Raw genomic sequence first — 11,744 nt, forward strand, 5'->3', positions numbered from 1 at the left:
GCATGAAAGCAGCGGCAAAAACGCTTAAACCAAAACGTCAGGAAGAACAGGCCAACTTTATCAGTTGGCGTTTTGCGTTGCTTTGCGGCTGCATTTTACTGGCACTGAGTTTCCTGCTGGGACGCGTGGCCTGGTTGCAAATCATCGCCCCTGACATGCTGGTACGCCAGGGCGATATGCGATCTCTGCGTGTCCAGGAGGTCTCCACCTCCCGCGGGATGATCACCGACCGCTCTGGCCGTCCGCTGGCGGTGAGCGTACCGGTGAAAGCCATATGGGCTGACCCGAAAGAGCTGCACGACGCCGGAGGCATTACGCTTGATAATCGCTGGAAGGCGCTTGCGGATGCACTGAAGATGCCGCTGGACCAGCTGGCTTCACGCGTGAATACGAACCCGAGAGGGCGTTTTATCTATCTGGCACGTCAGGTAAATCCTGACATGGCGGACTACATCAAAAAATTGAAGCTACCGGGGATTCATCTGCGTGAGGAATCACGTCGTTACTATCCATCCGGCGAAGTGACTGCTCACCTCATTGGCTTTACAAACGTCGATAGCCAGGGGATTGAAGGCGTTGAAAAAAGCTTTGATAAATGGCTCACCGGCCAGCCCGGTGAGCGCATTGTGCGTAAAGACCGCTATGGTCGTGTGATCGAAGATATTTCCTCAACGGACAGCCAGGCCGCACACAACCTTGCACTGAGTATTGATGAGCGGTTACAGGCGCTGGTTTACCGCGAACTGAACAATGCCGTGGCTTTCAACAAAGCGGAATCTGGCAGTGCCGTGTTAGTTGATGTCAACACGGGTGAAGTGCTGGCGATGGCCAATAGCCCGTCCTACAACCCTAACAATCTTACCGGTACGCAGAAGGATGTTATGCGTAACCGTACCATCACCGACGTGTTCGAACCGGGTTCGACCGTGAAGCCGATGGTGGTCATGACTGCACTTCAGCGCGGTATCGTCAATGAAAACACCGTACTGAATACCATTCCTTACCGAATTAACGGCCACGAAATCAAAGACGTGGCGCGCTACAGCGAATTGACCCTGACCGGGGTGTTACAGAAGTCGAGTAACGTCGGTGTTTCAAAGCTGGCGTTAGCGATGCCGTCCTCAGCGTTAGTAGAGACTTACTCACGTTTTGGGCTAGGAAAGGCGACCAATTTGGGGTTGGTCGGAGAACGCAGTGGCTTATATCCTCAAAAACAACGGTGGTCTGACATAGAGAGGGCCACCTTCTCTTTCGGCTACGGGCTAATGGTAACTCCGTTACAGTTAGCGCGAGTCTACGCAACGATTGGCAGCTATGGCGTCTATCGCCCGCTGTCTATCACCAAAGTTGATCCACCGGTTCCGGGCGAGCGTATCTTCCCGGAATCCACCGTTCGTACCGTGGTGCATATGATGGAAAGCGTGGCGCTGCCGGGCGGCGGCGGCGTGAAGGCGGCAATCAAAGGCTACCGCATCGCCATTAAAACCGGTACAGCGAAAAAAGTGGGGCCAGACGGCCGCTACATCAACAAATACATTGCCTATACCGCAGGCGTTGCGCCTGCAAGCAATCCGCGTTTTGCGCTGGTGGTCGTGATAAACGATCCGCAGGCGGGTAAATACTACGGCGGCGCCGTCTCCGCGCCTGTGTTCGGGGCTATCATGGGCGGCGTACTGCGCACCATGAACATCGAACCGGATGCGCTGGCGACGGGCGAAAAAAGTGAATTTGTAATTAATCAAGGCGAGGGTACAGGTGGCAGATCGTAATTTGCGCGACCTTCTCGCTCCGTGGGTGCCAAATGCACCGGAGCGAGCACTGCGAGAGATGGTACTGGACAGCCGGGCGGCTGCTTCTGGCGATCTTTTTGTGGCGGTGGTCGGTCATCAGGCGGACGGGCGTCGTTATATCCCGCAGGCGATTGCGCAAGGTGTTGCTGCCATTATTGCTGAGGCCAAAGATGAGGCAACCGACGGTGAGATCCGTGAAATGCACGGCGTGCCGGTTATCTATCTCAGCCAGTTAAACGAACGTCTTTCCGCACTGGCGGGACGTTTCTATCACGAACCTTCCGACCAGCTGCGTCTGGTTGGCGTGACAGGGACAAACGGAAAAACGACTACCACGCAGCTGATGGCGCAATGGGCCCAGTTGCTGGGAGAAACCGGCGCGGTTATGGGTACCGTGGGTAACGGCCTGCTGGGTAAAGTAAGCCCGACGGAAAATACCACCGGCTCTGCGGTTGACGTGCAGCACGTGCTTGCTGGTCTGGCAGGGCAGGGGGCAACCTTTGCGGCGATGGAAGTTTCTTCGCACGGTCTGGTTCAGCATCGCGTAGCGGCACTGAAGTTTGCCGCCTCTGTGTTTACCAACCTGAGCCGCGATCATCTTGATTATCATGGTGATATGGAGCATTACGAAGCCGCGAAATGGCTTCTCTACTCCACGCACCATTACGGACAAGCGATCATCAATGCCGACGACGAAGTCGGCCGCCGCTGGCTGGCAAACCTGCCGGACGCGGTTGCGGTGTCGATGGAAGATCGTATTAACCCGAACTGCCACGGCCGCTGGCTGAAGGCCGTTGACGTAAACTATCACGACAGCGGGGCGACGATCCGCTTTGCCTCTTCATGGGGTGAAGGCGAAATCGAAAGCCGCCTGATGGGTGCCTTTAACGTCAGTAACCTGCTGCTGGCGCTGGCGACGCTGCTGGCGCTGGGTTATCCGATGGCTGAACTGCTGAAAACCGCCGCGCGTTTACAGCCGGTTTGCGGTCGTATGGAAGTGTTCAGCGCACCGGGCAAGCCGACCGTCGTGGTCGATTACGCCCACACGCCGGATGCGCTGGAAAAAGCGCTGGAGGCGGCGCGTCTGCACTGCACTGGTAAACTCTGGTGCGTGTTTGGCTGTGGCGGCGATCGCGACAAAGGCAAGCGTCCATTGATGGGCGCCATTGCAGAACAGTTCGCGGATATCCCGGTTGTCACCGATGACAACCCGCGTACGGAAGAGCCGCGCGCCATCATCAATGACATTCTGGCGGGCATGCTGGACGCGGGCCGTGCTCGCGTCGTGGAAGGCCGCGCGGAAGCCGTGACCAACACGATCATGCAGGCCCAGGAGAATGATGTTGTCCTGCTGGCGGGTAAAGGCCATGAAGATTATCAGATTGTTGGCAATCGCCGTCTGGACTACTCGGACCGCGTAACGGCAGCACGTCTGCTGGGAGTCGTGGCATGATTAGCCTCTCGTTAAGCCAGGCCGCTAAAATCCTGCAGGGTGAGCTGCACGGTCAGGATCTGACCATTGATGCGGTGACGACGGATACCCGCAAAGTGACGGCGGGTTGTCTGTTTGTGGCGCTGAAGGGCGAGCGTTTTGACGCGCACGATTTTGCGGATAATGCCAAAGAAAATGGCGCCGGTGCGCTGCTGGTCAGCCGCAGGCTCGACACCGACCTGCCGCAGATTGTCGTGAAAGATACGCGTCTCGCATTTGGTGAGCTGGCTGCCTGGGTTCGTCAGCAGGTGCCGACTCGCGTTGTCGCCTTGACCGGGTCATCAGGCAAAACGTCCGTGAAAGAGATGACGGCGGCGATCCTCAGCCAGTGCGGAAACACGCTCTATACCGCGGGTAACCTCAATAATGATATCGGCGTGCCGATGACATTACTTCGCCTGACCAAAGAGCATGAATTCGCGGTGATTGAGCTAGGGGCAAACCACCAGGGCGAAATCGCCTGGACCGTAAGCCTGACTCGCCCGGAAGCGGCGCTGGTGAATAACCTGGCGGCTGCGCATCTGGAAGGCTTTGGCTCGCTGGCCGGCGTGGCGAAAGCGAAAGGTGAGATCTACACCGGTCTTCCCGCTGACGGCATTGCCATTATGAATGCCGATAACAATGACTGGCTGAACTGGCAGAGCATCATTGGCTCGCGTAAAACCTGGCGCTTCTCTCCGAATGCGGCCAACAGTGATTTTACCGCGACCAATATCCATGTGACGTCCCAGGGTACGGAATTCACGCTTACTACCCCAACGGGTGGCGTAGACGTGCTTTTACCGCTTCCGGGCCGCCATAACATTGCCAATGCCCTTGCGGCGGCGGCGCTGTCGACGGCGGTGGGTGCGTCGCATGAGGCGATTAAAAACGGGCTGGCAAATTTACAAGCCGTGCCGGGGCGCCTGTTCCCAATCCATCTTGCTGAAAACAAACTGCTGCTGGATGACTCCTACAACGCGAACGTTGGCTCAATGACGGCGGCGGTGCAGGTGTTATCTGAAATGCCGGGCTACCGCATCATGGTGGTCGGCGATATGGCAGAGCTGGGCGACGAAAGTGAAGCCTGCCATACCCAGGTCGGTGAAGCGGCGAAAGCGGCGGGGCTGGACTGTGTTCTGAGCGCAGGAAAACTGAGCCAGGCGATTAGCCATGCGAGCGGCGTTGGTGAACATTTTGCCGATAAAGCCGCGTTGATTGAGCGTCTTAAGGCATTAATTACAGAAAAACAAATTGTGACAGTGTTAGTGAAAGGTTCACGTAGTGCCGCCATGGAAGAGGTTGTGCACGCATTACAGGAGAACGGGACATGTTAGTTTGGCTGGCCGAACATTTGGTCAAATATTATTCAGGCTTTAACGTCTTTTCCTATCTGACGTTTCGCGCCATCGTCAGCCTGCTGACTGCGCTGTTCATCTCGTTGTGGATGGGCCCGCGCATGATTGCCCGTCTGCAAAAACTCTCTTTCGGTCAGGTTGTGCGTAACGACGGTCCGGAATCGCACTTCAGCAAACGCGGCACGCCGACCATGGGCGGGATTATGATCCTGACCGCGATTGTCGTTTCCGTTCTGCTGTGGGCGTATCCGTCTAACCCGTACGTCTGGTGTGTCCTGACGGTACTGGTGGGGTACGGGATCATCGGTTTTGTTGATGATTACCGCAAAGTCGTACGCAAAGATACCAAGGGCCTGATTGCCCGCTGGAAGTATTTCTGGATGTCGGTCATTGCGCTGGGCGTGGCCTTTGCGCTGTATCTGGCAGGCAAAGACACGCCAGCTACCGAGCTGGTCGTGCCGTTCTTTAAAGACGTGATGCCGCAGCTGGGTCTGTTCTACATCCTGCTGGCGTACTTTGTGATCGTCGGTACCGGTAACGCCGTCAACCTCACTGACGGTCTGGATGGCCTGGCCATTATGCCAACCGTTTTTGTGGCCGCCGGTTTTGCACTGGTGGCGTGGGCGACCGGTAACATGAACTTTGCTAACTATCTGCACATCCCTTATCTGCGTCATGCGGGTGAGCTGGTGATCGTCTGTACGGCGATTGTCGGTGCGGGGCTGGGCTTCCTGTGGTTCAACACCTATCCGGCGCAGGTCTTTATGGGTGACGTCGGTTCACTGGCTTTGGGCGGCGCGCTCGGCATCATTGCCGTGCTGCTGCGTCAGGAGTTCCTGCTGGTGATCATGGGCGGTGTGTTTGTGGTTGAGACCCTGTCGGTGATTTTGCAGGTCGGCTCCTTCAAGCTGCGCGGTCAGCGCATCTTCCGTATGGCGCCTATTCACCACCACTATGAACTGAAAGGCTGGCCGGAACCGCGCGTGATTGTGCGCTTCTGGATTATTTCGCTGATGCTGGTGCTGATTGGCCTGGCAACGCTGAAGGTACGTTAATCATGGCAGATTACCAGGGCAAAAAAGTCGTTGTCATCGGGTTGGGCCTCACGGGGCTCTCCTGCGTGGACTTTTTCCTCGCACGCGGCGTGACGCCACGCGTGATGGATACGCGTGTCTCTCCGCCGGGTCTGGACAAACTGCCGGAACAGGTTGAACGCCACCTTGGTGGTCTGAATGATGACTGGCTGCTGGCAGCCGATCTGATTGTCGCAAGCCCGGGTATGGCGCTGGCGCACCCTTCGCTGAGCGCTGCCGCGGATGCGGGCGTTGAGATTGTCGGCGATATCGAGCTGTTCTGCCGGGAAGCGCAGGCGCCCGTTATTGCCATTACCGGTTCTAACGGTAAAAGCACCGTCACTACCCTGGTCGGTGAGATGGCAAAAGCCGCAGGCATGAACGTAGGGGTAGGTGGCAATATCGGCCTGCCCGCGCTGATGCTGCTGGACAAAGGCTGTGAGCTGTATGTCCTCGAGCTTTCCAGCTTCCAGCTGGAAACAACCTCCAGCCTGCATGCTGCCGCTGCGACGATCCTCAACGTGACCGAAGATCATATGGACAGGTATCCATTTGGTTTGCAGCAGTATCGTGCCGCTAAGCTGCGCGTTTATGAGAATGCAAAGGTCTGCGTCGTTAACGCTGATGACGCGCTGACCATGCCGGTACGCGGCGCGGACGAACGCTGCATCAGTTTTGGCATCACCATGGGCGATTATCATCTGAACCGTCAGCTGGGCGAAACCTGGCTGCGCGTGAAAGGTGAGAAAGTGCTGAATGTGAAAGAGATGAAACTCTCTGGTCAGCACAACTATACCAATGCGCTGGCTGCTCTGGCGCTGGCGGATGCGGTAGGTCTTCCGCGCTCTTCCAGCCTGAAGGCGTTGACGACGTTTTCCGGTCTGGCGCACCGTTTCCAGCTGGCGCTGGAGCATAACGGCGTGCGCTGGATTAACGACTCCAAAGCCACCAACGTGGGAAGCACGGAGGCCGCGCTGAACGGCCTGCACGTTGACGGTACTCTGCATTTACTGCTGGGCGGCGACGGTAAATCAGCCGATTTCTCTTCCCTGAAGCCGTATCTCTCCGGAGATAACATCCGCCTGTACTGCTTTGGCCGTGACGGCAGCGAGCTGGCTGAACTGCGCCCTGACGTTGCGGAGCAAACCGAAACCATGGAACAGGCGATGCGGCTGATTGCCCCTCGCGTGAAGCCAGGCGATATGGTTCTGCTCTCTCCGGCGTGCGCCAGCCTCGATCAATTCAAGAATTTCGAACAGCGTGGCGATGTCTTTACCCGCCTGGCGAAGGAGTTAGGCTGATGCGTTTATCTCTCCCTCGCCTGAAAATGCCGCGCCTGCCAGGGTTTGGGATCCTGGCATGGCTGTTTGCGGCACTCAAAGGCTGGGTGATGGGCTCTCGTCAAAAAGATAACGACAGCCTGATCATGTACGATCGCACGCTGTTCTGGCTCACGATGGGGCTGGCGGCGGTCGGTTTTATCATGGTGACGTCGGCTTCAATGCCCGTTGGACAGCGCCTGGCGAACGATCCTTTCCTGTTTGCCAAGCGTGATGGCCTGTACATCATCCTGGCGTTCTGTCTGGCGCTGATCACCTTGCGTCTGCCAATGGAGTTCTGGCAGCGGCACAGTACGGCGATGCTGATTGCCTCGATCATTATGCTGCTGATCGTACTGGTGGTGGGGAGCTCCGTTAACGGGGCATCCCGCTGGATCGCCTTTGGCCCGCTGCGAATTCAGCCTGCGGAATTTACCAAGCTCTCCCTGTTCTGCTACCTGGCTAACTACCTGGTGCGTAAAGTGGATGAGGTGCGTAACAACCTGCGCGGCTTCTTAAAACCGATGGGCGTGATTCTGGTGCTGGCGGTGCTACTGCTGGCACAGCCTGACCTCGGTACTGTTGTCGTGCTGTTTGTTACCACTCTGGCCATGCTGTTCCTGGCGGGCGCGAAGCTGTGGCAGTTCATTGCGATTATCGGGATGGGCATTTCGGCGGTTGTGCTGCTGATCCTTGCCGAGCCTTACCGTATTCGCCGTGTGACCTCGTTCTGGAACCCGTGGGAAGACCCGTTCGGCAGCGGTTATCAGCTGACGCAGTCGCTGATGGCTTTTGGCCGCGGTGAAGTCTGGGGCCAGGGGCTGGGTAATTCGGTACAGAAACTGGAGTATTTACCGGAAGCGCATACCGACTTCATCTTCTCCATTATTGCGGAAGAACTGGGTTATATCGGTGTGGTATTAGCGCTATTAATGGTATTCTTCGTCGCTTTCCGCGCCATGTCCATCGGCCGGAAAGCGCTGGAGATCGATCACCGCTTCTCAGGCTTCCTGGCCTGCTCAATTGGTATCTGGTTTAGTTTCCAGGCATTGGTTAACGTCGGGGCCGCAGCGGGTATGCTGCCGACCAAAGGTCTGACGTTGCCGTTGATCAGTTATGGTGGTTCCAGTCTGTTGATTATGTCGACGGCCATCATGCTGTTGTTGCGCATAGATTATGAAACGCGTCTGGAAAAAGCCCAGGCGTTTACACGAGGTTCACGATGAATCAACCGAAGCGGTTAATGGTGATGGCAGGCGGTACCGGCGGACACGTGTTCCCGGGGCTGGCGGTTGCGCACCATTTAATGGATCAGGGCTGGCAGGTACGCTGGCTGGGAACCGCAGACCGCATGGAAGCCGACCTGGTACCGAAGCACGGTATTGAGATCGACTTTATCCGTATTTCTGGCCTTCGTGGTAAAGGCCTCAAGGCAATGCTGCTGGCGCCGGTGCGTATTTTTAACGCCTGGCGTCAGGCGCGCACCATCATGAAGCGCTTTAAGCCTGATGTGGTGCTGGGCATGGGCGGCTATGTCTCGGGTCCTGGTGGGCTGGCAGCATGGTCGTTAGGTATTCCCGTCGTGCTGCATGAGCAGAACGGTATTGCCGGTCTGACCAACAAGTGGCTGGCGAAAATCGCCACCAAAGTCATGCAGGCGTTTCCCGGCGCGTTCCCGAAAGCGGACGTGGTCGGTAACCCGGTGCGTGTGGACGTGCTGGCGCTGCCGCTGCCGGACGCTCGCCTGATGGGCCGTGAAGGGCCGGTTCGTGTGCTGGTCGTCGGCGGTTCTCAGGGCGCGCGCATTTTAAACCAGACGATGCCGCAGGTTGCTGCAAAGCTGGGAAATGCCGTAACCATCTGGCATCAGAGCGGTAAGGGCGCTCAGCAAACCGTTGAGCAGGCTTACGCCGAGGCGGGGCAGCCGCAGCATAAAGTTACCGAGTTTATTGATGACATGGCCGCCGCGTACGCCTGGGCCGATGTCGTCGTTTGTCGCTCAGGGGCGCTGACGGTGAGCGAGATCGCTGCCGCCGGTTTGCCTGCCCTGTTTGTGCCGTTCCAGCACAAAGACAGACAGCAGTACTGGAATGCGTTACCGCTTGAGAAAGCCGGTGCCGCGAAGATATTTGAGCAGCCACAATTTACCGCCGACGCGGTCGCCACCACCCTGGCGGGCTGGAACAGAGACGTATTGCTGGAAATGGCAGAACGCGCGCGCGCGACCGCTATCCCTGATGCGACGGAACGGGTGGCAAAAGAAGTGAGCCTGGCAGCCCAGGCTTAACCCTCGCAGCGCGTGAAGCGCGGCACGAATTTTTAAGTAGTCGATGGCGTTTAGAGAATGAATACACAACAACTGGCAAAACTGCGTTCAATCGTGCCCGAGATGCGTCGCGTCCGGCACATTCACTTTGTTGGCATCGGTGGTGCTGGCATGGGCGGTATTGCCGAAGTGTTAGCTAACGAAGGCTATCAGATCAGCGGGTCTGACCTGGCGCCAAACCCTGTTACGCAGCAGCTGGCGTCGCTTGGGGCGACTATCTATTTCAACCATCGCCCGGAAAACGTGCGCGATGCGAGCGTGGTGGTGGTATCGAGCGCCATCTCCTCTGACAACCCGGAAATCGTTGCCGCGCATGAAGCGCGCATTCCGGTGATCCGCCGTGCGGAGATGCTGGCGGAACTGATGCGTTTTCGCCACGGCATTGCCATTGCCGGGACCCACGGTAAAACCACGACCACGGCGATGGTTTCCAGTATTTATGCCGAAGCGGGTCTCGACCCGACGTTCGTTAACGGCGGTCTGGTAAAAGCCGCAGGCGTTCATGCACGACTGGGGCACAGTCGTTATCTGATTGCTGAAGCGGATGAAAGCGATGCGTCGTTCCTTCACCTGCAGCCGATGGTGGCGATTGTTACTAACATTGAAGCCGACCATATGGATACCTACCAGGGTGACTTCGAGAACTTAAAGCAGACCTTTATCAACTTCCTGCACAACCTGCCGTTCTATGGACGCGCGGTGATGTGCGTAGATGACCCGGTCATTCGCGAGCTGCTGCCGCGCGTGGGGCGTCAAATCACTACTTATGGCTTCAGTGAAGATGCTGACGTCCGCGTGGAAGAGTACAAACAGATTGGTGCGCAGGGACATTTCACGCTGGCGCGCCAGGACAAAGAGCTGCTGCACGTGACGCTGAACGCGCCAGGGCGCCATAACGCCCTTAACGCCGCAGCAGCCGTTGCCGTTGCGACGGAAGAAGGCATTGATGACGACGCGATCCTGCGCGCGCTGGAAAGCTTCCAGGGGACCGGACGTCGTTTCGACTTCCTCGGTGAATTCCCGCTGGACGCCGTAAACGGTAAAGCCGGGACCGCTATGCTGGTGGACGACTATGGTCACCATCCAACCGAAGTGGACGCTACCATTAAAGCCGCCCGTGCAGGCTGGCCTGAAAAGAATCTGGTGATGGTCTTCCAGCCGCACCGCTACACGCGTACGCGCGATCTGTATGACGATTTCGCCAGCGTCCTGTCACAGGTAGATACCCTGTTAATGTTGGATGTTTACGCCGCTGGCGAGGCGCCAATTCCGGGGGCAGACAGCCGTTCACTGTGTCGTACCATTCGCGGACGCGGTAAAGTTGACCCTATTCTGGTTTCTGACCCGGCTCAGGTGGCGGAAATTCTGGCTCCGGTCCTGACAGGTAACGATTTGATTCTGATTCAAGGTGCGGGAAATATCGGCAAAATCGCCCGTACCTTATCTGAAATCAAGCTGAAGCCGCAAACCCAGGAGGATGAGCATCATGGCTGATAAGATTGCCGTCCTGTCTGGCGGCACCTCCGCAGAGCGTGAGGTTTCCCTGAATTCCGGCGCTGCGGTACTGGCGGGCCTGCGTGAAGGGGGCGTCAATGCACACCTGGTCGACCCAAAAGAGGTCGACGTGACGCAATTAAAGGCGCTGGGCTTCGATAAAGTCTTTATCGCTTTACATGGCCGCGGCGGTGAAGACGGAACCCTGCAGGGGCTTCTGGATTTGATTGGCATGCCATATACCGGTAGCGGCGTGATGGCATCCGCTATTTCAATGGATAAACTGCGCAGTAAGCTGCTGTGGCAGGGCGCCGGATTACCGGTTGCGCCGTGGGTAGCACTGACGCGTCGCGAATTTGAATTGGGCCTGACGGATAGCGTTAATACACGCATTGCTGAACTGGGCTTACCGGTTATTGTAAAGCCGAGCCGGGAAGGGTCGAGCGTGGGGATGTCAAAAGTCGACAAAGCTGACGATTTATCCTCCGCTTTAGCGTTGGCATTTCAACATGATGAAGAAGTTCTGATTGAAAAATGGCTCAGCGGGCCGGAATTTACCGTCGCGATGCTTGGTGAAGAAATTTTACCGTCAATCCGTATCCAACCGGCCGGAACCTTCTATGATTATGAGGCAAAGTATCTCTCTGATGAGACGCAATATTTCTGCCCTTGTGGTCTTGATGCTGAGCGTGAAGCGGATTTACAGTCCCTGGTACTTAAAGCCTGGCATATTCTGGGTTGCCAGGGCTGGGGGCGCATCGACGTGATGCAAGACAGTGATGGACAATTTTATCTGCTGGAAGCGAATACTTCTCCGGGAATGACCAGCCACAGCCTTGTGCCGATGGCCGCTCGTCAGGCGGGGATGAGCTTCTCGCAATTAGTCGTACGCATTCTGGACCAGGCGGGCTGA

At 57.0% G+C, this 11,744-nt stretch carries 9 protein-coding genes; all 9 read left to right on the plus strand.

Annotated features, from left to right (window positions below):
- Window positions 1-2 precede the first annotated feature (2 nt).
- From ABR39_RS07090 to ABR39_RS07130, 9 genes are read left to right on the plus strand one after another with little or no spacing between them, the layout of a single operon-like run.
- Entirely contained in the window at window positions 3-1,769 is a 1,767-nt protein-coding gene (locus ABR39_RS07090) for a peptidoglycan glycosyltransferase FtsI (RefSeq protein ID WP_047346345.1), read from the plus strand.
- A complete protein-coding gene (gene murE, locus ABR39_RS07095; protein WP_048339027.1) occupies window positions 1,756-3,243 on the plus strand; it encodes a UDP-N-acetylmuramoyl-L-alanyl-D-glutamate--2,6-diaminopimelate ligase in 1,488 nt (495 codons plus the stop codon). The genes ABR39_RS07090 and murE overlap by 14 nt, the downstream gene beginning before the upstream one ends.
- Complete coding sequence (gene murF / locus ABR39_RS07100) at window positions 3,240-4,598, plus strand: UDP-N-acetylmuramoyl-tripeptide--D-alanyl-D-alanine ligase (protein WP_047346347.1); 1,359 nt, start codon at window positions 3,240-3,242, stop codon at window positions 4,596-4,598. The genes murE and murF overlap by 4 nt, the downstream gene beginning before the upstream one ends.
- Window positions 4,592-5,674 (plus strand): phospho-N-acetylmuramoyl-pentapeptide-transferase, encoded by a 1,083-nt coding sequence (gene mraY, locus ABR39_RS07105; RefSeq protein WP_008501985.1) that lies wholly within the window; start codon window positions 4,592-4,594, stop codon window positions 5,672-5,674. Before murF ends, mraY begins: the two co-directional genes overlap by 7 nt.
- Window positions 5,675-5,676: 2 nt before the next feature.
- Window positions 5,677-6,993: a UDP-N-acetylmuramoyl-L-alanine--D-glutamate ligase gene (murD, locus tag ABR39_RS07110; RefSeq protein WP_047346348.1), complete on the plus strand. Its 1,317-nt coding sequence runs from the start codon at window positions 5,677-5,679 to the stop codon at window positions 6,991-6,993.
- Entirely contained in the window at window positions 6,993-8,237 is a 1,245-nt protein-coding gene (gene ftsW, locus ABR39_RS07115; protein ID WP_047346349.1) for a cell division protein FtsW, read from the plus strand. The genes murD and ftsW overlap by 1 nt, the downstream gene beginning before the upstream one ends.
- Window positions 8,234-9,298, plus strand: coding sequence for an undecaprenyldiphospho-muramoylpentapeptide beta-N-acetylglucosaminyltransferase (murG, locus tag ABR39_RS07120; protein ID WP_047346350.1), 1,065 nt, complete (start codon window positions 8,234-8,236; stop codon window positions 9,296-9,298). Before ftsW ends, murG begins: the two co-directional genes overlap by 4 nt.
- Before the next feature lie 57 nt (window positions 9,299-9,355).
- Window positions 9,356-10,831, plus strand: a complete 1,476-nt coding sequence (gene murC, locus ABR39_RS07125; RefSeq protein WP_047346351.1) for a UDP-N-acetylmuramate--L-alanine ligase — start codon at window positions 9,356-9,358, stop codon at window positions 10,829-10,831.
- Window positions 10,824-11,744, plus strand: a complete 921-nt coding sequence (locus ABR39_RS07130) for a D-alanine--D-alanine ligase (protein ID WP_047346352.1) — start codon at window positions 10,824-10,826, stop codon at window positions 11,742-11,744. Before murC ends, ABR39_RS07130 begins: the two co-directional genes overlap by 8 nt.

Origin of the sequence: Enterobacter genomosp. O, from assembly GCF_001022965.1 — a bacterium.
Lineage (GTDB): Bacteria > Pseudomonadota > Gammaproteobacteria > Enterobacterales > Enterobacteriaceae > Enterobacter > Enterobacter cloacae_L.